This window comes from Lentibacillus saliphilus (assembly GCF_019093865.1).
Classification (GTDB): domain Bacteria; phylum Bacillota; class Bacilli; order Bacillales; family Amphibacillaceae; genus Lentibacillus_B; species Lentibacillus_B saliphilus.
In genome coordinates, this window is sequence record NZ_JABJXD010000001.1 from 210,571 (window position 1) to 235,882 (window position 25,312).

Genomic DNA, 25,312 nt, shown 5'->3' on the forward strand with positions numbered 1-25,312 from the left:
CTAAATTAATGACTATTTTAATTTTAATAATCGGTCAGATTGACTTGCAATATCGGTTATTCTAACACCAAAGTTCTCATCGATTACGACAACCTCACCTTTTGCAATTAATTTATTATTAATTAATACATCTACTGGTTCCCCAGCAAGCTTGTCTAACTCAATGATTGACCCTGATGAAAAATCTAAAATATCTTTGATCGTCCGTTTCGTTCGACCAAGCTCTACTGATACTTGCAATTGAATGTCAAGAAGCATGTCAAGATTGCGTTGACCGCTCTCCTGAAGAGATACAGGTTCAAATTGTGTAAAAGCAGCTTTTTCAATCGTCGTGTGATCAACAGGATGACCGATGTGCTGTGTTTCATGTGGTTGTTGGATTGTTGTGCCTTCCTCCGTTGAGTAAGATGTTTCTCTTTCATATGTTGGTGTCGGCGGTGCATCAACTGCAGCAGCAGCTTCCGACATTGACTGTTGTGATTCAGGTTCTGGTGCATTGAGCAACATATCCGTTAAACTTTTAGCAAATTTGATCGGTATAAGTTGCATAATATTCGAATCTATGAGTGAACCGACTTTTAACTGGAAGGATACTTTTACAAACATATCATCCTCAGGCAGAACCTCCACATCCATTTCGTCTGGTGGTTCAGGCATTTGGATGGTCGGTGGTGAGATATCGATTCTCATATCAAATACCGTTGACATACTTGTCGCAGCTGCACCCATCATTTGGTTCATCGCTTCTTGAACCGCACTAATATGTATGTCATTTAATGTTTCGTCTGGTGATGTACCGTCGCCACCAAGCATAATATCAGAAATAACAGCGGCATCCTCCTTTTTCATGACGAAGACATTTTTACCTGTAAAACCTTCTACATATTTCACCTCAATTGTCACATGATCAAAATTAAATTCTTCATCAACATCTCCTCTTTTGATCATCGATACATGAGGTGTCGTAATATCTACTTTTTGATTGAGCAAGGTTGATAGAGTTGTTGCGGAACTACCGAATGATATATTTCCAATTTCTCCAAGCGTATCTTCCTCAATGCTTGTTAAATATTCGCCAACAATTTGATCATCAGTTGAATCAAGCTCTGCATCATCTTCTGTATTGCCTATATTTAGAAGTGCATCAATTTCATCTTGCGACAACATTCCATCATTCATCGTCATTCCCCCCTTTTATTTCCTCTAGGACTTGGACAGATCGTTTATTTTTAAACAACCCAGGTTGAACATAAAATTTCGGCTCGCCATTCACAGTAAATTCCAACGGCTGATCAATCGGTTGATTGAGTGTAATAACATCGTTTTTTTGTAGGTTCAGAAACTGTTGAATCGTAATCGACGTTTTACCGAGATCAACAACCGCTTCAACATCTGCTTTTTGAAGATTTTTTGTTAATTTTTCATATGAATCTGGGTCTCTTGCCTTTGTATGAGCTTGCATCCAATAATGAACCGATAGCTTCGGAATGATCGGTTCCAAAACAATATGTGGTATACAAATATTGATCATGCCACTCGTTTCACCAATCTCGGTATTAAGTGATACAACGACAACTGTTTCATTTGGAGAAACGAGCTGTAAAAATTGTGGATTCACTTCAAATTCTTCCAAGTTAGCTGTCACATTGACCATCGATGCCCACGCATTCTCAAGATTCACCATTGCTTTTTCAAACAGTTGTGTCATTAAGCTCGTCTCTAAATCAGTTAAGTTATCAATTTTATTGACGCTTGTGCCTGCTCCACCTAATACTCTATCTAACATACTAAAGGCAATATTTGGATTGATTTCCATTAAGATTCTACCTTCAAGTGGTGCTAGACTGTAAACGTTTAAGACGGTCATTTCTGGTATCGAGCGGATAAATTCTTCATACGGAATTTGATCCACAGATGCTACTGTTATATCGACATATGTACGTAAATGAGCCGAGAAAAAAGTGGTCATAAGCCGAGCATAGTTTTCATGAACACGAGAGATGCTCCGAATCTGGTCCTTTGAAAAACGGAGTGCACGCTTGAAATCATAAACGCGTACTTTAGGCTCTTTATCTTCCTTCTTCAGTTCATCCGCATCCATCTCGCCAGAGGTAATCGCCGACAATAACGCGTCTATTTCATTTTGTGATAGTATTTCTTCTACCAAAGGCCCTCACCTCCATTGCGGGGTGTTTTTTATTGAAGGATTTTTTTAATGGTATATACATCTGTTATTGTTCCTTCTGTCATCACTTCATTTAATTTCTCTTTCACAGCAACTTCAAGTTCAGCTAGACCTTCCTTGAAGTCTGTTTCTGTCATTGTTGCTAATTCTTTAATTAAAATGTTTTGGAATTGAAATTCACGTTTTGCGACTTCTTTGGTTGCTTCTTTTCCATCAGATATAATCCGAAACTGAATCCGGACGAATGTACCATCATCTAGGTCTGTTGTAATTTCAGCTGTATCATGGGAATTAGCAACAATATCATCAATTGACCGTTCGCCATCTACTGTTTTGCTATCATTAATTTTTAAAATAATGACGACCGCGATCATTCCCATAATTAAAATGATTGCCAATGAAACTAGCATTGCTTTTTTCAGATTACTCATGTTCATCACCTGTCCTCGCCTGGAAGCCGTATAAGCCAATCATCTGATAAACACGCATAATGCGTGTCGTGACGTCATCTTCTGATTCAGATACGACGAGGTTCTTGCGACTGGTTAACGTAATCGTCGTATCTGGACAAGACTGAATTTGTTCAATTAAAAATACATTTAGCTTAAATGATTCGCCATTCAATCGTGTTAACTCAATCATATGATGGTGGGCATGTAATGACTCCAATGTGTCATTACATGCCCTTTCCCCCTATTATCGTTTTAGATTTACGAGCTCTTGAAGAATTTCATCGGACGTTGTAATAATTCTTGTGTTTGCTTGGAAGCCACGTTGTGCGGTAATCATTTCTGTGAATTCCTCTGCTAAATCAACGTTTGACATCTCAAGCGCACCGCTTACGATGGATGCCGCACCATCAGTCTCAGGTGCAACCATGCCTGCAACCAATCCAGCATTTTCAGTTGCAAAAAATAGGTTGCTCCCAGCCTTTTCTAAACCTGCTGGATTAGAGAACATAGCCAATCCAATTTGTGCTAGATTTTGCGGTGTGTTTGTATCATCTACAATTGTAATTGAACCATCTTGTTCAATACTGATACTTTTCGCATTATCGGGAATCGTTATCCGATCACCGTTAACATCTAATAAGAAGAAGCCATCCGCATTAACAATGTTGCTGTCTTCATCAAGGTAAAAATTACCAGCGCGTGTATAAGCTTCGCCGTTTCCTGTATCTACGACAAACATGCCGTCCCCTTCAAGCTGGAGGTCCAATGGATTATTTGTCGTTTGACTAAATCCCTGCGTATGGAGATTATCGATCGAGCCTAGTTGCACGCCGAGCCCAACTTGCTTCGGGTTAATCCCACCCCTAGTTGCTGTTGGTCCAGATGCACCAGAAGTCGTTTGACTGAGCATATCTTGAAATGTAACGCGACCTTTTTTAAATCCAACTGTATTGACGTTGGCAATGTTATTACCGATAACATCAAGCTTAGTTTGGAACCCTTTCATACCTGAAATGCCTGCATACATTGATCTTAGCATTTACAAACTCTCCTTTTATAATTGATATGCGCTGCTTCTATCAGTCCACAGCACTATCGACTTCCCAAAAATGGGGCCAGTCTTTTAATCATTTATCAAAATTGCGCCATTAATGTTTGTGAACAATTTACTAGATGCTTCATCACGATTCATTGCTGTCACAATCGTATTGTTTTTCGTACTGACGATAAGTGCAGCATCATTTGTAAATACAAGTGAATCCGTAACGCCTTTTTGCTTAGCTTCGATCATTTTTTCGTTCATTTGCTGCCATTGTTTTGCATTGAGTTTTATATTGCGCTCTTCCATCCGTTGTTTCGCATGTTTACTAATGGTTAAATCTAAATTTTCGATTAAAACATCGTTAAATCGTCTTTGGCCTTGACTTTTAATAGGGCGCTTATGTGTATTTGGCAGTGGCATCGTATGATGTTGCTGTAGTTGGTGAATGTAATTTGCCACTTTCATAACCTCCCTTTCACGATAATTCCTTTATTTATCACTTTGGTCAGGAGTCTCTTTTTGTTCGGGATCGATAACTTTTACAACGGCATCAGCATACACTTTTTCACCATTTTCAAGCTCCAGTATCGCCCAACCATCTTTCTGACTTACGGATATAACCTTACTCGTCATAATGTCACCAGGCTCGTCCGTCTCTTCATCGTAAGACTGATAGGACACTTCTTTTCCAATCATGTGGCTATAACGAATAACTGGCGATGTAAGTTGATTTTGAACGAGATGATCAATAGAATTGGACATCTGCATCATTTGTTCAAGTGAAGAAAATGACGCCATTTGAGAAATAAATTCACGATCCTCCATCGGATTCAGCGGATCTTGGTTTTGAAGCTGTGCCATTAAGATTTTCATGAATTCATCTTTCCCCAATTCAGAACTTGGGGTCCGTGATGTCGTTTGATTGTGTAAATAAAGTGACGGGTCTATTTTTGTCAATCATCCCACCTACACTTTCTGATTAAGTATGTCATCGAGCGCTTCTTTAAATCGATCACCATCATGATGATTAGATTGATCTTGATCAGATTGTTGAGATTGCTCATCGTGATCATGGCTTTGATGGTCATCCTGGTCAGCATAAAGCCCTTGATTTGCATTCACCTGCATTTCCTGCCGTTCAATAACGACTTGATGTGGTGAAAACATATGCTTAAGCTGATGGATGTTTTTTTCCATCATTTCCTTTGCTGCGCCCGTGCTGACTAAAATTTTCACAGTCAACTCGCCATTAATTTGGGCAAGACGAACAGTCATGTCACCAAGATGTTCAGGGCGTAACGCAAAATTTAATGTCATTGGCCCATTGTTCTGTGCAAGAAACCGACTCGATTGGATTGCTTTTTGAAATTGCTCCATAACTGGCTTGTTTGACTGATTTGTATCGACGTTTTGTGTCATATGGATCACATATTGTTCAACACGTGACATCGGCATAGTAGTTGTTGATACATTTTGCGCAGCCAACTGCTCTTGACCATTCAGACTTGTAGACTGGATTAAAACACCCTTTAACCACTTGGATATATCAGAACTTGACACGGTTGCATGCACATTGTAATGGTGCTTTGACGCTAGCTGCATGCGCTTTTCATAGGTTTGAACAAGCTCATCCCAAATAGCACCTAGCTGTGATCCTGTGTTATCAGAGCTTTGCTGAACACTTTGCCCCGTTTGTCCTGTCGCTCCTAAATTGGCTTGTTTGGTGAGCTGCTGATAGTGTTCCAGTAGCTTTAATAGTTTAATAGCCGCTTGATGCACGCTTTGTTGATCCTTAAGCCCGTCTAATTTAGGTGCCTCTTGATCCGTTTTTGTTAAAAAAGTTGCAAGAATCGCCATAGCCTCTTTTTTAATTGACTCTATGGCATGGTGATTACCTTTACCTTCCACATCCACCTTTGCCGTCATCGATAACATATCGACACCATTAGATTGAGACATCTGCAGCAAAGATTCTCGATTGAATCCTTTTATAGGTTCGGAATGCATCATTTCTGCAATAGGAACACCATTAACCATATCAACCAATTCACTAAGCATAAGCTCTTGATCACCAGATTCAAGCGCTTTATGGACATCCTGTTCACCATGAACTGTTTCAGATTCCGTACCCGTTTGTACAGGCTGAATGACAGCCAACAATTGTTGGAATGAAAGCAATGAATCAGATTGCTTTGTCATCTTTTTCACAAATGGTGTAACGGCATCGGGCATTGACTGTTTAATCGCGTGTACGTCACTCATCATTTCACCCCCTTTCAAGAGGACTAATCTATGTTCACAAAAATCTGTGTGAGCTCTGCTGCCTGCTCAGGTTGCATAGCTTCTAGAATACGACTTCGTGCATCATTCGACAATTGCTTTAGAATATGTACTGCGAGGTCATTATCCAAGTTTTTCATGATTAACGCTGCCTGTTGGCCGTCAATTTTATTAAAGGTTTGTGCGATAGACGACAAAAGCTCTTCATGTTGTTCTTGTTGTTTATGTTCATTGACATCTGCGGATTTAAAGCTAGCGACATCTTGTTCAAGGCCTGCAATCGCATGCTCTAACTCACGAATTTCGTTATTGAGTTGATCAATTTCTTCATTTTTATTTGCAAGGCGTTTTTTCCACATAGCTTCGTCAACTGGCTCAGATTCAGCTTCTTCCTCTGTGGATACATATGATGACACAATTGGAATCTGTTCTGCCTTCTCCTTTGCCCACTCAGACATATTGACACCAGCATATTGTAATACGATGATTGAAAGTGCTACAGCCACGCAAGTTGGAATGATCACTATGAACAGTATCCAGATCCACGGTGATTTTTGCTTATTAATATTATTTTTAGTTTGTTCGTTCGCCATCTCATCACCTGTTTTTTAAATACTGTTGTGTAGAAGCTTCATCCATCATGTTCGTTTCGATTCGCGCCAGTTGTTTTTCGTGTGCCCACTCTCGACGACGAATGATCGTTTCATACTTTTTCACTTCAACGTGTGCGTGTGTTAGCTTTTCTTGATGGTTTTCCATCTTTTCTCTTGCGACCTGTACATCTTGTTGCAGCGCAATAATCTTGCCATTCAATACATCTATATAAGAGAGCTGTTCTCTTATTGTTTCAATTTGACTGGACTGCTTAATATGGTGGTCATACGAATCCTCAGCTTTTTCTTTCTTCTTTAAGAGCTGAAACAGTTCCGTAGCGATTTCCTCAAAAGTACGCGTTGATTGTTCGTATCGTTTTTGGGCATCTTTCTTTTCTGTTTCTCTAAGCCGCAAAATTTTCGAGAGTGCCAACGTATCTGTCATTAAGTAGAACCTCCTTGGAGCAATTGCTGCATGTGCTCAATTGATTCCCCCAGTGTGTAATACTCAAATGTGTCCTGTCTCAAGAAGGCTTGAATTTTAGGGTAATGGACAATTGCTTGGTCAATTGAGCGATCTGATCCATGTTTATAGGCACCTATTTGGATAAGCTCAGCATTATTTTCATATGTTGCCATCATTGTGCGAATATCCTGGGCTGCTTGCCTATGTTCAGTTGTGACAATTTGATTCATTGTTCGGCTCACGGATTTTAAAATATTTATCGCTGGGAACTGACCTTGCTCAGCCAACTTACGGTCAAGAACGAAGTGGCCATCAAGGATGCCTCTCACTGTATCTGCAATTGGCTCATTGAAATCATCACCATCTACCAATACTGTATAAAAAGCGGTGATTGCACCTTGTGCACTTGTACCAGTGCGTTCAAGTAGCTTCGGTAAAATTGCAAACACTGAAGGGGTATACCCTTTTGTCGTCGGGGGTTCTCCAGTCGCTAAACCGACTTCACGCTGTGCCATAGCAACCCTTGTTACGGAATCCATGAGTAAATTGACATGGTAGCCTTGATCGCGAAAATACTCACTAATCGCTGTTGCTGTATATGCACCTTTAATTCTCATTAAAGCTGGTTGATCAGAAGTTGCTACGACGACAATGGATTTAGCAAGGCCATCTTCACCAAGGTCGTGCTCAAGAAATTCACGTACTTCTCTGCCACGCTCTCCAATGAGTGCAATCACATTAATATCTGCACTGCTATTACGGGCAATCATGCCTAGCAAAGTACTTTTACCAACTCCACTACCTGAAAAAATCCCAATCCTTTGACCCTTCCCTACAGTCAATAATGCATCAATTGCTTTCACACCGACTTGTACTGGCTTATGAATTGGTGCTCTTGAAAGCGGATTTGGTGGTGTGCGTTCTGTTTGGTAATTCGCGAGTCCTTTTGGCAACCTTTGTTGATCAAGTGGATCCCCTAAAGAATCCAATACTTTTCCTATTAAACCTTGACCAATCTTTATCGTTAATGGATGACCGGTAGCTTCTACAAGGCACCCTGGTCCAATTTCACCAATTTCAGAGTAAGGCATGAGGATAATTTTCTCCTGATCAAAACCGACCACTTCTGATAATATGGGTGAACTATTATGTTGTTTTGGATGGATATAGCACACTTCACCCAAGCTTACATCTGGACCTAACGATTCAATCATGAGTCCCACTGCGCGTAACACTTTTCCGTACCTCTTATATGGGTCTGCTTTGTCGATTACAGTTAAATATGTATCGATGTTCATTGGCTCTGCTCCATTACCTTTTCTTGAAGGGCGTGTCGTATTTGTTTCAACTGCGTATCAACCCCGACATCAATCTGTCCATAAGGATGTTCAATTAAACAATTATGTTTTGTTAAATCGGATGACACATAGATTGATAACTGAGCCTTTGGATTGATAAGATTGGATAATTCTTCTTTTTGCTTTAACACATGCTCATAATTATCTGGATGCAAATATACCGATATAACCGTTTGGCTTTTCAACTCTTGTATCGCAGATTTAACGATATCCCCATAACTCTCGGGGTGTTCATCTAATTTTTGGCAAATAATTTTTTCTGCGGTCTTCATGGCCAAATGGATAATCGCATCCTCACTCTTGCTAACTGTGGCATGATAATCTACCCGACTTTGCTCAATCAATGTATTGGCCTTTGTTAAACGTTCATGATACGTATTCATCGCTTCTTGTTCGCCAGCATTATACCCCGCTTGATAACCTTGCTCTTTCGCTTGCAACATCAGTTGTTGTTTTTCTGTTTCCCAGGCTGCACGTTCTTTTTCTACTGATGCTTTTGTTTGTGTAATAAGCTTTTGTTCTTCAGCTTTCAGATTTTCTATACGGTTCACTAATTGCTGTAATTCATTTTCTTTAGTCGTTATAACATCAACCTGGTCGTTATCTTCTGCAAACTCACGCTCGTGATGCTTCGGGTGAATTTTTTTAATACCAATGATTTTTTCCTTATGATTACCATTAGTAAAGGCATTAGACAATAATATCATCTCCACCACCACGCGCAATGACAATCTCGCCAATTTCTTCTAGTCTTCTAATTGATCCTACGATTCTCGTTTGTGCTTCTTCTACATCACGCAAGCGAACTGGACCCATGAATTCCATTTCTTCTTTAAAGGTTTCTGCCATACGTTGCGACATATTCTTAAAGACGATATCCTTCACTTCATCGCTCGCTACCTTAAGGGCTAAACGTAGATCTTCATTATCAACTTCTCGGACAACACGCTGAATTGCACGATTATCCAGAATGACGATATCTTCAAAGACGAACATCCGTTTTTTGATTTCCTCAGCCAAGTCAGGATCTTGAATTTCTAGCGCATCTAAAATCGTACGTTCTGTACTACGGTCAACGCCATTTAGCACTTCAACGACAGATTGTATACCACCTGTTTGTGTATAATCCTCTGTGATAGACGATGATATTTTTCGTTCTAAAATTTGTTCAACCTGACTGATAATATCAGGTGAGGTTGAATCCATCGTCGCGATACGCTTTGCGATATCTGCTTGTAATTCTTCTGGTAGCCCTGACAATATTTGTCCTGCTTGCTCTGCATCAAGGTAAGAAAGCACAAGTGCGATCGTTTGCGGGTGCTCATTTTGAATGAAGTTTAATAATTGCATCGGATCCGCCTTGCGCGCAAAATCAAATGGCCTTACTTGCAAGGAAGATGTCAAGCGATTAATAATATTTGATGCTTCATTTTCTCCAAATGCTTTTTCTAGCACTGTTTTCGCATAACCTATTCCGCCCTGAGATATATAGTCTTGGGCAAGAGCAATTTGGTGAAATTGATCGAGCACATCTTCCTTTATCTTGTTATCAACTTTCTTGACTGATGAAATCTCGAGACTCAATTTTTCAATTTCTTCTTCAGTTAAATGCTTATAAACTTGCGCAGAAACATCAGGCCCCATGGAAATAAGCAAAATGGCAGCCTTTTGTTTGCCAGATAACGTTTTTTGTCTTACCATCATGGCACCTCCTAATCATCAGATATCCAGCCGCGCAATAATTTTGCAAATTCTTCCGGTTTATCTTTAGCCATTTTTTCGAGTTGCTTTTTTCTCACCGTTTCTTCTGTGTCTTGTTGTTCTATTTCAGGTATTTCCGTTGCAGTTGATGCTGTTGTTTCGGATACAGTTGCTTCATCTATTTTTTCTTTTCGTTTGGTTCTAATTAGAAGGAACAATAACATTAGAATGATGAATAAAAGGATACCACCCGTGATATAAAGCCACATCGGAATGATGTTTTCAGGTGTATCAGGTACTTTGATATCATCGCTAAATTCTTGAAACACAATCGATATTTTGTCCTCTGGATTAATCTCTCCATAGTCTTGATCAATAGAGGTATTAATCATTGAATTTAAGATAGATGAAATACCAGCTTGAACAGCTTCCTCATCTTCAGCTGATAAATATTGAACATTATCTTCTGTTCGGTTTGTCACATTATCAACCGCAACTTGTATACCGAGATCTCTAATTTTATAGGGGCTTTCAACAATATCCTTTCGAATCTTATTGAATTCATGATTAACCGTTTCTTTCGACATTTCATATTCGCCGTTCGATCCATCATCTGCTCCTGGATAGTTAGATACATCTTCATCGCCTGTTCCAGCGGTACCTCCTACAGGCGGATTACCGGTGTATGACTCTTGTATCGTTTCAATACTGATAGGAAGACCTGCCATATTTTCTACATCAACAGGTTGAACGAGTTCTTCTATCCGATTCTCTTGTGTGAAATCAATATCTGTTGTAACAGATACAATGACATTGTCGCTACCAACCATTGCTCCAAGCATTTGTTGAACTCTACGCTGAATATCACGTTCGATATCCTTTTTAACGGTTTGTTGATATGTATACGTCGTTTCTTGCTGGTAGCCACCGTTCGATGTTTGGTCATAGTATTCAGAATACTGATTCATGATGACGATATTTTCTGCTGGCAGATTTGGTACAGCCTTTGATACGAGATGATAAAGCGAATCGACTTGATTCCCTTGAAATCGAAAGCCGGGCTTCGTATTAATGACGATGGATGCTGATGCTTCTTCTCGCATATCACTAATAAAAACAGGTTCTTTTGGCATATTAATCATCACTTCTGCCTCATTGATACCTTCGATTTGCTTAATCAAATTCCCTAGTTCTGTTTGCATAGCGTCCAGCTTCATAATATTAAATTCATTATCTGTCGTACCCCAAGATTTATTTTCGCTAAAAAAAGAATAATCAATATTACCACTGTTAGGGATACCTAATGCCGCTAGATCAACAAGTAAGCTATCCGCCTGCTCCTTTGGTACACGAATTGTCGTTCCGCTTGAGCTTAACTCGTAAGAAACACCTCTTGCATCAAGTTCCTCTTTAATTTGCCCAACCTCTTGAAGCGACAATTCCTTATACAGGGGAACATAGTTCGTGCTTGTTGTCATGACGATAATCGTTGAAAGTAGTATGACGGTTAACACTAATGATCCAACAAAGACCGTTTTTTGCGTCTTCGTTCGGCCGTTCCAAAAAGTCGAGGCTTTATCTTTGTAGTCCTTCATCATATTCTTCATATTTCCCCCGCCGAATTCTAAACTTCATTTTTATGTAAATTGGATGCTTTTTATATGTATTAGGTCCTATTTCGAATCACTCATCGTTAAATTTGCATTCTCATAATTTCGTTATAGCCATCAATGGCTTTTTGTTGAATCTGCACAGACGTCTCTAACATGATTCCAGCTTTTTGAGCAGTAATCATGACGTCATGTAAATTATCTATTTTCCCTGTTAAAAAAGCATCCGTTTTCTGATCTGACAAAACTTGAGCTTTATTAACATCTTCTATGGCATGTTTTAAGACACTGGAAAAAGACACTTGGTCATTCTGTTTCTTTGATAATGTGTCATGAACTCTGTTTGTATAAGTCGGATTGTTCGCGACTTGTTGTACCATCTTCATTTATTTATCACCTCACTATTTCCCAATTTCTAAAGCTTTCATTAGCATATTTTTACTTGCATTTAATGACGTAATATTCGCTTCATAGCTTCGCGTTGCACTCATCATGTCAACCATTTCTTTCAGTGGATCAACATTCGGCATTTGAACATAACCATTCTCATCAGCATCAGGGTGTGTTGGATTATAAACAACTTTAAAGGGTGATTCATCGTCGATAATACCAGTCACCTTCACACCTCCACCTGAGGAAGGCACTCGAGAAGCCTTGTGTAGAAAAGATTGAAAACTGTCGTTTTTTGGCGCGACCGTCACCATCTTCCTGCGATATGGTTCGTAATTCCCATTTTCATTCAATGTTGCTCTTGTCGTTGAAGCGTTTGCGATATTTGAAGAAACGACATCCATTCTTAATCTCTGTGCAGTCAGCGCGCTTGCACTCGTATTTAATGCATTAAATATTGACATCGTTATCGACCTCCTCTAATAACCGTTTGTAAGCTGCCGAATTTACCGTTTAACCGATCTACCGCAGCTTGATAGTAAATTTGGTTTTTAGCTAATTCTGACATCTCTTTATCGATATCAACATTATTTCCATTATGGTTATACAGTGTCGAAGGGTTTGTATAGATGTCATAAGGCTTTTGATCTAATTGAGACTCAAAGGAGAGATGACGTGGGTGTGTCTGCTTCGCCTTAATAGATGAGCCCATAAACCTATCTAATTCATCCTTAAAGCGCACGTTTTGAGATTTGTAATTTGGGGTGTCTACATTTGCAATGTTGTTTGCAATTGTTTTGTTTTTAACGGCAGCATAATCAAGGGATTGTTCAAGGTTTCGAAGTGTTCCACCAAACAAGTTCATATGTTTCCCTCCCTGCATAAAGAATAGTAAATTCTTGCTTTTCCGTATGATATATCCACATTGTAAAATATAAAACCGACAATGTCCATCGGCTTTCGACAATTTTCTCGTAGGAATTAGGAAATAGGTATAATGGACCATGCCTTTTGGTCTGGTATAGGTATAAATATCACAAAATAATATTTAAAAATTAAATATAATCTGATTTATGTAAATAAAAAACAGCTGCCCTCAGTTTTTACTGAGGGCAGCTGTTCTGTAAAATTAAATTATCTTGAACGTAGTTTTTCTAGTTCAACAAGGAACTTATCGTTAAGTACTTTAATGTATGTCCCTTTCATTCCGAGTGATCTCGACTCAATAACACCAGCGCTTTCTAGCTTACGGAGCGCATTAACAATCACTGAACGTGTGATACCGACACGGTCGGCAATTTTACTTGCAACAAGTAGACCTTCTTTTCCATCAAGTTCTTCAAAAATGTGGTCAATTGCTTCAAGTTCACTATAAGATAATGAACTAATTGCCATTTGTACCACTGCTTTACTTCTAGCTTCTGTTTCAATTTCTTCTGTTTTTTCATGAAGAATTTCCATACCTACAACAGTAGCACCATATTCAGCAAGTAATAAATCATCATCGCTGAATTCATCAGATAATCTACTTAAAATGAGGGTACCAAGACGCTCACCACCGCCCATAATAGGGACGATTGTCGTTAGTCCTTCTTTGAATAGTTCTTTGTTCTCAATTGGGAAAGCTGTATGCGGACTATCGATATCTAAGTTAGCTGTTGTTTCATAAATATTAAATAAACGTTGTGTGTATTCTTCAGGAAATTGTCTATCTTCAAGCATAGATTTCATACGTTCATTTTCAATTTCTTGATTAATGGCATAACCTAATAACTTACCACGTCTGCTTAAAATAAAGACATTCCCCTTAATCACATCACGCAGTGACTCACCCATTTCCACGAAGTTAACAGGTTTTCCTGCAGTTTTTTGCAACATTGCATTGATTTTTCTTGCTCGATCCAATAGTTTCATAATGATGATCCTCCATTCAAGTCATAAGTTTTTTTATAGAATAAATTGACTCAAGTCTTTATTTCCTACAATATTGTTTAACTTTTTGTCAACATACTCGGCTGTGATGTCCACTTTTTCCATTGTAATGTCTGGTGCTTCAAAAGAAAGATCTTCAAGAAGCTTCTCAAGTATGGTATGCAGGCGTCTCGCTCCAATGTTATCAGTTTCCTGATTGACCTGATATGCGATTTCTGCCAGTCTATCTACAGCTTGGTCTGTAAAATTAACATTTATACCTTCTGTTTCCAAAAGCGCTTTATATTGCTTAAGCATCGCATTAGACGGTTCATTTAATATGCGCTTGAAATCATCGACCGATAGCTTATCTAATTCTACACGAATTGGAAATCTACCCTGAAGTTCAGGGATGAGATCTGAAGGTTTCGCCATGTGAAAAGCACCCGCTGCAATAAAGAGCATATGACTTGTATTCACTGGGCCATATTTTGTAACAACTGTTGAACCTTCTACGATAGGTAGAATGTCTCGTTGAACACCTTCTCGTGAGACGTTAGGGGAATTATCTTGCTTTCCAGCAACTTTGTCGATTTCATCAATAAAAATAATTCCAGATTGTTCCGCACGCCTAACCGCTTCATTTGCTGCTTCATCCATATCCACAAGTTTATGAGCTTCTTGCTGTATCAGTATCTTTCTCGCTTCTGATACTGGTAGCTTTTGCTTTTTCTTCTTCTTGGGCATAAACTGACTGAATGCATCCTGCATATTCATACCCATTTGCTCCATTCCAGATCCTTGAAGCATATCAAACATCGAGGGTGGTTGTTCCTCGATTTCAATTGTAACAATTGATTCTTCCAATTCACCTTTGTGAAGCTGTTGCTCTACATGTTTCCGTTTGTTCTTAACGTCCTCGTCGGGTTGGTCCGCTTTATCTTCCTGATCTGAATCTTCTTGATTAGAAAACAGCATCTCGAGCGGATTTCTCATCGAGTTTGCTTGTTTTTTAGCTTGGGGTACAAGCAATGTCACAAGCTTTTTATTCGCTTCCGCTTCTGCTTTCCCTTGAACGTGCTTCATTTTTTCTTCCTTAACCATGTGCACGGCCATTTCAACAAGATCGCGCACCATCGATTCCACATCTCGCCCAACATAACCAACTTCGGTGAATTTGGTCGCCTCTATTTTTATAAAAGGCGCCGCTACCAATTTGGCAAGACGTCTTGCAATTTCGGTCTTCCCTACGCCTGTGGGTCCAATCATTAATATGTTCTTAGGAACAATTTCATCTTTGATAGAATCCTCTAATTGCATACGTCGGTATCGGTTTCTTAAAGCAACAGCGACAGATCGCTTGGCACTTTCCTGTCCTATAACATAACGATTGAGCTGTTCCACAATGTTCTTCGGGGTCAAATTACGTTCCATCAAGAAAGACCTCCCTACTCTTCAAGTACCTCTAATGTAATCTGATCATTTGTATACACACAAACTTCTCCAGCAATTTGAAGTGCAGCTTGTGCAATGTCTTTGGCTGACATTTGTTCAGAATACCTTGCAAGGGCCCGACCTGCACTTAAAGCAAAGTTGCCACCTGACCCGATTGCCAAAATACCATCGTCAGGTTCAATCACTTCTCCTGTTCCTGAAACAAGAAACATCTTATCCTTGTTCATGACGATAAGCATTGCTTCTAATTTACGCAGGACTTTATCACTTCGCCATTCTTTTGCAAGCTCAACAGATGCCCTGGCTAAATTGCCATCGTATGTTTCAAGCTTACCTTCGAATTTCTCGAAAAGTGTGAAGGCATCGGCCACTGATCCAGCAAATCCGGCTAGAACTTTACCATTATAGAGGCGACGTACTTTCTTCGCTTTATGCTTCATAACGACAGCATTGCCTAACGTAACTTGACCATCTCCACTCATCGCACTTTGACCGTTGTGCGTGATGGCAAAAATCGTTGTCGCATGCATGCTTTGATCCAGCTTGATCACCCCATTAACCCTAAAGTTAAGAATCTTGCGCTCTTGGATGACTTTCCATGTAAACATGGCGTAGTCGTTCCTTTGAAACGTGTGTATATATTTGTGTGGAAGATAAATGCTCATGTCCCAGCAATTCTTGAACAATCCTTAAGTCTGCTCCCTCATTAAGCATATGCGTTGCAAACGTATGTCTTAACTTATGAGGGTGAACATGTATCGTCATTGCTGCTTTTTCAACCATATTTGACAAAATCAATCTAATCCCTCGAGGCGTCAATGCTGTTCCTTTAGCGTTTAAAAATAATGCATCTGTTGTAATGCCTGATTTAGAGAGCAACTGATTTCTCCCATCCTCTATGTACATTTCTAAGGCGATGGCAGCAAATCTGCCGAAGGGGACATATCGTTCTTTTCTTCCCTTCCCTCTTACGAGCATTGCACCAATAAAAAAATCAATGTCTTCAAGCTCTACAGCTGCACATTCTCCTACGCGGACACCCGTTGCATAAAGCAACTCTAATAAAGCTTGGTTGCGCTGTCCCAATGGTGTGCTTAAGTCACTGACATCAAATAATTTCTCCAATTCGGCTTCGTATAAAAATCCCGGAATTGTTTGTTCCCCTTTGGGAAGTACAACTGTTGTAAATGGGTTCGCGTTGACGCGGCCTTCACGTTCAAGAAATCTAAAAAAGCTACGAAGACTAGACATTTTTCGAGCAACAGATTTTCGACTTAATCGTCTTTCATACAATCGCGTCAAAAATAACCGTACGACCTTCTTATCAATATGTTTCACATCTTCGATTGCTTCTTCTGCCATAAATGCAAAAAAGGCATCCAAATCCTTTTGATAAAACGCAACTGTGTACGGTGATGCTGCCTTTTCAACTTTTAAATATTCAACGAACGCTATGCGATCATTTAATAATGCTTTCATGCTTCCACCTCAGAATTTTACACACTTAAAGCATAGCATAATCCCCAATAAGAGGCAATGGATTTAACAAAATTGTAACAACATTCTGATGTACATGTTAGACATTGTGAGAATAGTTCATTTACAACCAGGTGTAAAGTGAAATCACTTACCAATAGGTAATTATAAAGTGTATAAATACAATAGTCAACATTTAAGAATGGCATTATTCTAAAATCAATGTAGGTTATTATCAATATTTCCAAATTATTATTTTTTATAACCTCAATTAACAATAATCATGAAAAATGAACTGTACGACCAATTATGTTTGGACGTACAGTTCAAAATTAAGTGCGTGAACCTTAATTTTGTGTTGATTCTTTGTAATCGCAAGACGTACATTGAACCTGTGTTTCCTTTTTGCTTTTTTTCTCCACAAGTAGTTCATTGCATTTAGGACATGGCCGAGCGATTGGTTTATCCCATGATACGAAATCACATTCTGGAAATTGATCACAGCCGTAAAACACCCGACGTTTTTTTGATTTTCTTTCAACAATGTTACCTGTCTTACATTTTGGACAGTGAACACCAATTTCTTTTAAAATCGGTTTCGTGTTGCGGCAATCCGGGAAATTGGAACATGCAAGAAACTTCCCGTAACGCCCCATTTTATAAACCATTTCATGACCACATTTTTCACAGTCAATCCCTGCTGGTTCATCTTTAATCTCAATCGTTTCCATTTCTTGCTCTGCTTTTTCTAACCTCTTGCTAAAATCTTGATAAAAGTGATCGATTAGGTGAATCCAGTTCTTCTGACCGTCTTCGACCGAATCTAAATCATTTTCCATTTTAGCAGTAAAATCAACATTAATAATTTCCGGAAAAAATTCTTCAACAATATCAATAACAATGGTTCCAAGTTCTGTTGGAACAAAGCGTTTATTATCCATGCTCACATAGCCTCTACGTTGAATTGTATCAAGCGTAGGCGCATATGTGGAAGGACGACCAATTCCCTTTTCCTCCATTGTCCGTACAAGTCTCGCTTCAGTATAGCGTGGTGGCGGCTGAGTGAAATGTTGATTTGGCGTAATTTTAGCGGCTTTAACACGAATTCCCTCTTCAAGCTCAGGTAATCGTTTATCCTCTGTTTTTTTATTATCGTCCGTGCCTTCAACATAAATCTTCATAAACCCATTAAATTTAACGACTGATCCAGTTGCTCGAAATTCTACGTCATTATTTAAAAGGTGGACCGTCATTGTATCAAGAACCGCCGGTGCCATCTGGCTCGCCAAGAATCGCTCCCAAATTAATTTATATAGCCGATACTGATCTCTTGATAATATACTCTTTAATGATTTAGGATCACGTAATACGGATGTTGGTCGAATGGCTTCGTGGGCATCTTGAGTGCCTTCTTGCTTCTTCCCTTGTTTATACGTCCCTAAATAGGATTCACCATACGAGTCTTTAATATATGTTTTAGCTTCTTGCTTAGCACTTTCGGAAATACGAGTTGAATCGGTACGCATATATGTGATAAGACCTTGTATGCCACCTGACTTACGCCCCAAATCTATCCCTTCATACAACTGCTGTGCAATCATCATCGTCTTTTTAGCACGAAAATTTATTTTTCGAGCCGCTTCCTGTTGTAAGGACGAGGTTGTGAATGGTTTTGCGGGATTCTTCTTCCGTTCCCGTTTATTAACCTTATCAACCGTAAATTCGTCCTCACTTAACGTGTTCATGATTTTATCAACATCTTGTTCATTTGCTAGTTCTTGCTTTTTACCGTCAACACCGTAAAACGATCCTTCAAATGGTTCTTGATCCTTTAAAAAATCTGCTGTAATTGACCAATATTCTTCAGGTTTAAATTGCTTAATCTCATTTTCCCGATCAATAATCATCTTAACTGCAACTGATTGTACTCTACCAGCACTTAATCCTTTTTTGACCTTTTTCCAAAGAAGTGGGCTGATGTTGTAGCCTACAAGGCGATCAAGAATTCGTCTAGCTTGTTGAGCGTCAACGAGATCTTCATTGATTTTTCTTGGATGTTTAAATGAGTCCTTAACAGACTCCTTCGTAATTTCATTAAATACGACACGGCATTGAGATTGATCATCTACATTAAGAGCATGTGCCAAATGCCATGCAATTGCTTCACCTTCGCGATCCGGGTCAGCTGCGAGATATATTTTTTTTGCTTTTTTAGCCGCTTTTTTTAAATCCTTTAATACGTCGCCTTTCCCGCGAATGGTAATATATTTCGGTTCATACTGGTTGTCAACATCAACACCCATTTGACTTTTTGGTAAATCTCGCACATGTCCCATGGATGCTTTAACCGTATATTTTTTGCCTAAATAGCGTTCAATTGTTTTTGCTTTAGCGGGAGATTCAACGATCACAAGATAATCAGACATAATTCTTCCTCCTGTACTGAGGTTTTAACAACCATTCAGTCATTGCTACACAATCTATTTATGTGTTTATTTAATGATATCCACGCTTTATTCAAGTAAAGGCTCTTAAAGACGTACTATTACGATCATCACCCAATCAAAATTGGACGTTATCAAGGAACGTAGTTGTTAAGATAGCTCCTCGACATCGCTATACTGATTTGAAAAAGCGTTAAGAAAAATAAAAGAAGATACATTTAATACATATCGATCAATGTTTTATTAAATCGCTACTAATACTAAATACATAGACTGCTTTTGTCAAATAATCAATCACTACCTATATATTATAAAACAATCCGATTCGTGTATTTTTCCAGTCATCTAAAATATCATTAGAAGAAAACACGAGTTTAGCGCCATCTTGAATCATCTGATGACACCCTATTGTTTGTTTAGTTAATGGTGAGCCCGGGACAGCGTAAACTTCTCTTCCTTGATCAAGGGCTTGTTCAACTGTGATAAGAGTACCACTTTTTTCGGTCGCTTCTATTACGAGAGTGCCAAAGCTCAAGCCACTAATTATCCGATTCCTTTCTGGGAAATGGTGTTTTCTAGGTGGGGTTGTAGGAGCATATTCGGATAAAACAAGTCCTTGAGAACACATTTGGTGAAATAGATTTGTATTTATTTTTGGATATATATGCTCAAACCCACTGCCTAGAACTGCAATTGTCTTCCCACCTTTAGCAAGTGCAACTTGATGAGCAAAGCTATCAATTCCTTTCGCCATACCACTGACAATTACCCACTTTTCGTTAACGAGCGGACTAACGATGCGTTTCACTTTGGATTCTGCTTCTGATGATGGCTGTCTTGTACCGATGACGCTTAGTGCTGGTTTTTGATGAAGTAATCCTTGATCACCGAGCGTATATAAAACAAGAGGGGCATCTTTTATTGTTTTTAATACATGAGGATAATGTGGATCAATAATTGTTATGATGTCAACATGTGCCAAATCAGCTTTAATACGATTGACGAGTGTCGTACTTTTAAGATCCGTTGTAAAGTGGTAGGCTTGATCAGCTTTAACTTTAAATAATTGAGAGATGTCTGTAGAAGATAAGTTGTAGATGGTTTTTAATGAAGGGTCATATCGGAGAAACGAACGAATCACACGACGGTTAATGCCGCGACATCTGCTTATATGCAGCAAACGTTTGCGTATCAGTTCCATTCAGTCACTTCCTTTTTCTTAAAATCATTCATGACAAGACAACATGTATTGAGAGATGTGGCTTGAATAAAAGAAGTTTAACCAAATCAAAATTCGGATAATATCATCGCTCCGGAAATATACTTCGCTTTCCGCGGGGGAACAGGAGGTTACTCGTTCGATGTTGGCGCAGGACGCGCCGAACTTAGTCGACCATCCCCTCGGTAAGCCTCGGGCCAACACGATGTTGGTCATGAAGGCGTGGCGATTATCGTCGCGGTCTTAGCCTTCCTTCCCCACGCACTGAGGGGTCTCACCTATGCCTTTCCTCCCGCTGGAGTCTGCGTATTTTTCCGGAGCTAATGTAGAGCATTGTTACTCTTTTGAATTAAACTTTAAGTTACAACCAGCCCGTCATGTAAAATGATATTAGTGGGTTTTACACACTTCGTCTAATTGATGTGACTTTAGCACTTCAATCATCGTTTCTCCCATAACTGCAGGGGTTTCTGCTACTTTAATGCCACATTCAGTCATGACGCGAATTTTTTCTTCAGCAGTCCCCTTTCCGCCAGAAATAATCGCACCTGCATGACCCATCCGTTTTCCAGGAGGAGCCGTAGCACCACCAATAAATCCAACTACTGGTTTATTCATATGGGCTTTAACCCATTCGGCAGCTTCTTCTTCAGCTGTACCACCGATTTCACCAATCATGATAACAGCTTTTGTTTCAGGATCCTCATTGAATGCTTTTAAAACATCAATAAAGTCTGTGCCATTTACCGGATCACCACCAATTCCAACAGCAGTCGTTTGACCATAACCTGCCTCTGTTAATTGGTGAACAGCTTCATAAGTCAGTGTACCCGAACGTGATACGACACCTATATGCCCTTTTTTGTGTATATAGCCTGGCATAATTCCAATTTTTGATTCATCTGCTGTAATAACACCTGGACAGTTTGGACCAATGAGGCGTGTCCGTTTACCTTCCATATAGCGTTTCACTTTGACCATATCGATGACTGGTATATGCTCAGTAATACAAATTACGAGGTCAAGATCCGCATCAACAGCTTCGATAATGGCATCGGCTGCGAATGGTGCAGGTACATAAACAACTGAAGCCGTTGCTTCGGTTTGTTCTACAGCCTCTTTTACCGTATTAAAGACTGGCACCCCATCTACTTCAGTTCCACCCTTTTTTGGAGTTACACCGGCGACGATTTTCGTGCCGTATTCAAGCATCTGTTTCGTATGAAAACGTGCTGTTCCACCTGTAATGCCCTGGACTATTACTTTAGTATCCTTATTCACGTAAATACTCATTTTTTGTCCGCCCTTTCTAGTCAATCTAGCAATTAAGTCTATCGTTAATCTACTTCACCATCGAAACAATTTTTTGAGCACCATCTGCCATAGAATCTGCAGATGTAATATTTAACCCGGATTCTTTAAGGATTTGCTTACCAAGATCAACATTCGTTCCTTCAAGACGAACAACAAGTGGAATCTGTAAGCCTACTTGCTTCGTCGCTTCTACAACACCTTCAGCAATGACATCACACTTCATTATGCCACCAAAAATATTTACAAAAATCCCTTTAACGTGTTCATCTGATAAGATAATTTTAAAGGCTTCGGTCACTTTTTCCGCCGTAGCACCGCCCCCAACATCCAAGAAATTCGCTGGTTCGCCGCCATAGTGCTTTATAATGTCCATCGTTGACATAGCAAGTCCTGCACCATTCACCATACAACCAATATTCCCGTCGAGAGAAATATAGCTTAAATCATATTTAGAAGCTTCAATTTCTTTTTCATCTTCCTCTTCAAGATCCCGCATAGCCATCACATCTTTTTGGCGATACAACGCGTTGTCATCAAAGTTTAATTTCGCGTCAAGTGCCATCACTTCACCGTCCCCTGTCGTAACGAGCGGATTAATTTCGGCGATGGAGCAATCCTTTTCAAGGTATGCCTGATAGAGGCCAAGCATAAATTTAACCGCTTTTGATAGCAGTTCATCTGGTATATTAATATTAAATGCAAGTCGTCGAGCTTGGAATGGTAATAAGCCAACAACTGGATCAATCTCTTCTCTAAATATCTTCTCAGGGGTTTGTGCGGCAACTTCTTCAATCTCTGTACCGCCCTCTTCGGACCCCATCATAACAACACGACCTGTTGCACGGTCCAATACGAGTCCAATATAGTATTCATTTTGTATATCGCAGCCTTCTTCAATTAAGAGACGCTTCACTTCTTTACCTTCTGGCCCAGTTTGGTGGGTCACTAGCGTCTTGCCTAAAATCTCTTCGGCATATGTACGTACGTCATCCAAGTTCTTGGCTACTTTAACCCCGCCTGCTTTACCGCGTCCTCCAGCATGAATTTGTGCTTTAACAACGGTTATGTCGGTACCAAGTTTTTTGGCAGCTTCTACCGCTTCATCCACACTGAAAGCTACATGACCATTGGGAACGCTTACACCATAATTGCGTAATATTTCTTTGCCTTGATATTCATGAATGTTCATACCTTTTCCTCCTAACAAAATTCACTGCATGTCCATTGTATATAAAAAGATGTCATTTCACAAGAATAAGAGAATATTGATTTTAATATAGTGCTAGATGTTGATATAGCAAGGTTTTTCTAATTCAATTAGTTTGTGAAAAACATATCAAGATCAATGATGTTACTTTTGGATTGTCTCACTTCTCTGTTCATCAATTCTATAAATAAAAGCAAACACTTCGGCTACAGCTTGATACAATTCTTCAGGGATCTTTTCATTAATGTTCAATTCTGATAATAACTCAGCTAATGAAGCATCTTCTTGTATCGGTATGTTATGCTCTGCTGCTTTTTTCAATATATTTTCAGCTGTACGTCCTGTTCCCTTCGCCGTTATCTTTGGTACGTATTCTTGATTATCATCATATTTCATAGCAATCGCTTTTTTACGGTTGTTGGGCGTCATATCTTGATATCAACCCCTTCATACATTGGTGACAAATGATTTTCACGAAGATCTTGATTTGAGTTGGCTCGTTTTTTATCATCATTAAGCTGTTTAAACGTTATACCCGTTAACTGGTAATCCAAACCAGCTAGTCCGTTTTTTAGTGCAGGCTTTAATGGATCTATTAAATTGGCAGGGATCATTTCTGTACTCCAGATCGTTAGTGCAACTGTGCGCTTTTGTATATGCATATCAATTAACGTTTCTTGTAAATTGGCAAGATTTAATTGAAACAGTATGGTACAATCATCCGGGTCTATCGTACCATTCTTTCGTTTCCTACCCGAGAATTGCATATAGGCATCTTCGCTTAGTCCAATTTTTTCTCCAGGTAATTGTAATGTCGCTTGAAGCATATACGGTGTTTCTTGTACAGTATCAATTTGAAGACCATTAATGAAATGAAGCAGTGGTAAAAAACGGTCTCCGATGACTTTGTCCTGATGATGGACAAGCTGAATGAGAAGAGACTTAACAGATGCTTCAGCGTCTGTAGGGTCTGAAAGTATACCATACTCATGAGATAATCCGACCGTACCCAAAATCGTATAAAGGTGCGACAAAAACTGCTGTTGCAAAGGTAAAGATGTATTGTTGTGTTGCACTGGTGCATGTAGGGTATTGTCCAAGTAACGGTGCAATGTTTGTAACGAAGCTATATTATTGTTCGTATGCTGCTGAATGTAGTGCTGCTGTTTTTCGGTTAAAAATGGCATTAGACGGTTGACATCGGATTGTAATTGTTTAAATGCACCATTTGCCAAAGGGACCTCGTTTAATACAGCCTGTTTTAATGATAGATTCAACTGCTCAAACAAATGACGTACATTTGTCGCTGCATTTGTTTCTATTTGTAAACGATTTAATGTCTGAGCAGCTTCTGTTTCATTAAACAAGAAAGGTTTTTGAGCTTGTGTGATGACATTCTGTAAAAGCGGTAACTCAATTCGATTTAATGTCATGTATTGTTTCCATGCTGTCTGCCATTTACTAAAAGACACACTCGAATCTACAACTCCTGCAGCTTGTAACTGTCGAAAGATATGTTGATTCCCCTCTGACTGTTCAATCATGATTTGGCGCACGATCCCATTAGGTGTATGTACATCTTTGTTCATCAGCCATGAGAGACGTTCAAGCAGGGCCTGCTGCAAGACGTTATGTTCTTTAAATTGTCCTAATGTTTGACCCAATGCCTGAATTTCTTTGGCAAATCCAGATGTTTGTTTGGCGTGAACAGCTTCTAAGACAGATTGCTTTAGTGGTAATCGTGCAAGCATCATATATTTTAATGTTGGGTATAGCTGGTGTTGGTTGCTCGCTGCTTCAATCACCTTAAAAGCAGATAGGAGCTCATGTTTAGTAAATGGGATTTGCTCGTTAACAAGGGACGCTACAAAGCGCACTCTTTGTTTTGAAACATCTAGACCAAGTTCATTTAAGAGAGATAGGATATTCGAATAGACATGACGTCCAAGAGATTTTCCCATCACACGCAAAAGAAGCGTTCCGTCAGTTTGCTCAACCTGAAAATGGTAACGCTCACCCCGTGTTAAGGCAGCTTTGAGCTGGGCGTGTAATTGTTGTGAGCCAATTTGAACGGTGGCTCGATTTCCAGGATATAGTTGAACAACCTTACCTTGGACAATTTTTCCCGCGTGTAATTGCTGCTTTACTGATACTGTTTTTTCAATTCTTTGATCAGGGAGACGCTGAATATTCATGTATTCATCATCCT

The 25,312-nt window shown here is 39.4% G+C and carries 27 protein-coding genes; all 27 read right to left on the reverse strand.

Translation table 11 applies throughout. The features are described 5' to 3' along the window. Positions 1-12 precede the first annotated feature (12 nt). A complete protein-coding gene (gene fliY, locus HPC67_RS01110) occupies positions 13-1,179 on the reverse strand; it encodes a flagellar motor switch phosphatase FliY (RefSeq protein WP_246569570.1) in 1,167 nt (388 codons plus the stop codon). After that, positions 1,172-2,167, reverse strand: a complete 996-nt coding sequence (gene fliM / locus HPC67_RS01115; protein WP_217585601.1) for a flagellar motor switch protein FliM — start codon at positions 2,165-2,167, stop codon at positions 1,172-1,174. Before fliM ends, fliY begins: the two co-directional genes overlap by 8 nt. 29 nt (positions 2,168-2,196) lie before the next feature. Next, on the reverse strand, positions 2,197-2,622 hold the full coding sequence (locus HPC67_RS01120; protein ID WP_343327783.1) for a flagellar basal body-associated FliL family protein: 426 nt from the start codon (positions 2,620-2,622) through the stop codon (positions 2,197-2,199). Next, positions 2,609-2,854: a flagellar FlbD family protein gene (locus HPC67_RS01125; RefSeq protein ID WP_425514289.1), complete on the reverse strand. Its 246-nt coding sequence runs from the start codon at positions 2,852-2,854 to the stop codon at positions 2,609-2,611. The genes HPC67_RS01120 and HPC67_RS01125 overlap by 14 nt, the downstream gene beginning before the upstream one ends. 27 nt (positions 2,855-2,881) lie before the next feature. Then, a complete protein-coding gene (gene flgG / locus HPC67_RS01130) occupies positions 2,882-3,676 on the reverse strand; it encodes a flagellar basal body rod protein FlgG (protein ID WP_217585602.1) in 795 nt (264 codons plus the stop codon). An 84-nt stretch (positions 3,677-3,760) separates the two neighbouring features. After that, the gene (locus HPC67_RS01135; RefSeq protein ID WP_217586217.1) at positions 3,761-4,099 is read right to left on the reverse strand and encodes a TIGR02530 family flagellar biosynthesis protein; all 339 of its coding nucleotides are present in this window, start codon (positions 4,097-4,099) and stop codon (positions 3,761-3,763) included. Positions 4,100-4,168: 69 nt separating this feature from the next. Further along, positions 4,169-4,636 (reverse strand): flagellar hook assembly protein FlgD, encoded by a 468-nt coding sequence (gene flgD, locus HPC67_RS01140; RefSeq protein WP_217585603.1) that lies wholly within the window; start codon positions 4,634-4,636, stop codon positions 4,169-4,171. A 9-nt stretch (positions 4,637-4,645) separates the two neighbouring features. Beyond that, entirely contained in the window at positions 4,646-5,941 is a 1,296-nt protein-coding gene (locus tag HPC67_RS01145; protein WP_217585604.1) for a flagellar hook-length control protein FliK, read from the reverse strand. A gap of 23 nt (positions 5,942-5,964) precedes the next feature. Further along, complete coding sequence (locus HPC67_RS01150) at positions 5,965-6,552, reverse strand: MotE family protein (RefSeq protein ID WP_217585605.1); 588 nt, start codon at positions 6,550-6,552, stop codon at positions 5,965-5,967. Between the two features lie 4 nt (positions 6,553-6,556). Further along, entirely contained in the window at positions 6,557-6,997 is a 441-nt protein-coding gene (fliJ, locus tag HPC67_RS01155; protein WP_217585606.1) for a flagellar export protein FliJ, read from the reverse strand. Next, on the reverse strand, positions 6,997-8,316 hold the full coding sequence (gene fliI, locus HPC67_RS01160) for a flagellar protein export ATPase FliI (protein ID WP_217585607.1): 1,320 nt from the start codon (positions 8,314-8,316) through the stop codon (positions 6,997-6,999). The genes fliJ and fliI overlap by 1 nt, the downstream gene beginning before the upstream one ends. Continuing rightward, positions 8,313-9,074, reverse strand: coding sequence for a flagellar assembly protein FliH (gene fliH / locus HPC67_RS01165; protein WP_217585608.1), 762 nt, complete (start codon positions 9,072-9,074; stop codon positions 8,313-8,315). The genes fliI and fliH overlap by 4 nt, the downstream gene beginning before the upstream one ends. Further along, a complete protein-coding gene (gene fliG / locus HPC67_RS01170) occupies positions 9,067-10,077 on the reverse strand; it encodes a flagellar motor switch protein FliG (protein WP_217585609.1) in 1,011 nt (336 codons plus the stop codon). Before fliG ends, fliH begins: the two co-directional genes overlap by 8 nt. Before the next feature lie 11 nt (positions 10,078-10,088). Then, complete coding sequence (gene fliF, locus HPC67_RS01175) at positions 10,089-11,684, reverse strand: flagellar basal-body MS-ring/collar protein FliF (RefSeq protein WP_217585610.1); 1,596 nt, start codon at positions 11,682-11,684, stop codon at positions 10,089-10,091. A gap of 86 nt (positions 11,685-11,770) precedes the next feature. Further along, a complete protein-coding gene (gene fliE / locus HPC67_RS01180; RefSeq protein ID WP_217585611.1) occupies positions 11,771-12,073 on the reverse strand; it encodes a flagellar hook-basal body complex protein FliE in 303 nt (100 codons plus the stop codon). Positions 12,074-12,088: 15 nt separating this feature from the next. Continuing rightward, positions 12,089-12,541, reverse strand: coding sequence for a flagellar basal body rod protein FlgC (flgC, locus tag HPC67_RS01185; RefSeq protein WP_217585612.1), 453 nt, complete (start codon positions 12,539-12,541; stop codon positions 12,089-12,091). Positions 12,542-12,543: 2 nt separating this feature from the next. After that, positions 12,544-12,942 (reverse strand): flagellar basal body rod protein FlgB, encoded by a 399-nt coding sequence (flgB, locus tag HPC67_RS01190; RefSeq protein ID WP_217585613.1) that lies wholly within the window; start codon positions 12,940-12,942, stop codon positions 12,544-12,546. Between the two features lie 269 nt (positions 12,943-13,211). Beyond that, positions 13,212-13,991, reverse strand: a complete 780-nt coding sequence (codY, locus tag HPC67_RS01195) for a GTP-sensing pleiotropic transcriptional regulator CodY (RefSeq protein ID WP_217585614.1) — start codon at positions 13,989-13,991, stop codon at positions 13,212-13,214. A 33-nt stretch (positions 13,992-14,024) separates the two neighbouring features. After that, positions 14,025-15,422 (reverse strand): ATP-dependent protease ATPase subunit HslU, encoded by a 1,398-nt coding sequence (gene hslU / locus HPC67_RS01200; RefSeq protein WP_217585615.1) that lies wholly within the window; start codon positions 15,420-15,422, stop codon positions 14,025-14,027. 14 nt (positions 15,423-15,436) lie between these two features. Further along, positions 15,437-15,985, reverse strand: coding sequence for an ATP-dependent protease subunit HslV (hslV, locus tag HPC67_RS01205; protein WP_281417495.1), 549 nt, complete (start codon positions 15,983-15,985; stop codon positions 15,437-15,439). 25 nt (positions 15,986-16,010) lie between these two features. Next, positions 16,011-16,922: a tyrosine recombinase XerC gene (xerC, locus tag HPC67_RS01210; RefSeq protein ID WP_217585616.1), complete on the reverse strand. Its 912-nt coding sequence runs from the start codon at positions 16,920-16,922 to the stop codon at positions 16,011-16,013. 344 nt (positions 16,923-17,266) lie between these two features. Beyond that, the gene (gene topA, locus HPC67_RS01215) at positions 17,267-19,345 is read right to left on the reverse strand and encodes a type I DNA topoisomerase (protein ID WP_217585617.1); all 2,079 of its coding nucleotides are present in this window, start codon (positions 19,343-19,345) and stop codon (positions 17,267-17,269) included. Between the two features lie 319 nt (positions 19,346-19,664). Then, a complete protein-coding gene (dprA, locus tag HPC67_RS01220) occupies positions 19,665-20,564 on the reverse strand; it encodes a DNA-processing protein DprA (RefSeq protein WP_217585618.1) in 900 nt (299 codons plus the stop codon). Positions 20,565-20,972: 408 nt separating this feature from the next. Continuing rightward, entirely contained in the window at positions 20,973-21,875 is a 903-nt protein-coding gene (gene sucD / locus HPC67_RS01225) for a succinate--CoA ligase subunit alpha (RefSeq protein WP_217585619.1), read from the reverse strand. Positions 21,876-21,924: 49 nt separating this feature from the next. Continuing rightward, a complete protein-coding gene (sucC, locus tag HPC67_RS01230) occupies positions 21,925-23,085 on the reverse strand; it encodes an ADP-forming succinate--CoA ligase subunit beta (RefSeq protein WP_217585620.1) in 1,161 nt (386 codons plus the stop codon). A gap of 162 nt (positions 23,086-23,247) precedes the next feature. Beyond that, positions 23,248-23,532 (reverse strand): EscU/YscU/HrcU family type III secretion system export apparatus switch protein, encoded by a 285-nt coding sequence (locus tag HPC67_RS01235; protein WP_217585621.1) that lies wholly within the window; start codon positions 23,530-23,532, stop codon positions 23,248-23,250. Further along, on the reverse strand, positions 23,529-25,298 hold the full coding sequence (locus HPC67_RS01240) for a hypothetical protein (RefSeq protein ID WP_217585622.1): 1,770 nt from the start codon (positions 25,296-25,298) through the stop codon (positions 23,529-23,531). The genes HPC67_RS01235 and HPC67_RS01240 overlap by 4 nt, the downstream gene beginning before the upstream one ends. Positions 25,299-25,312: the final 14 nt, after the last annotated feature.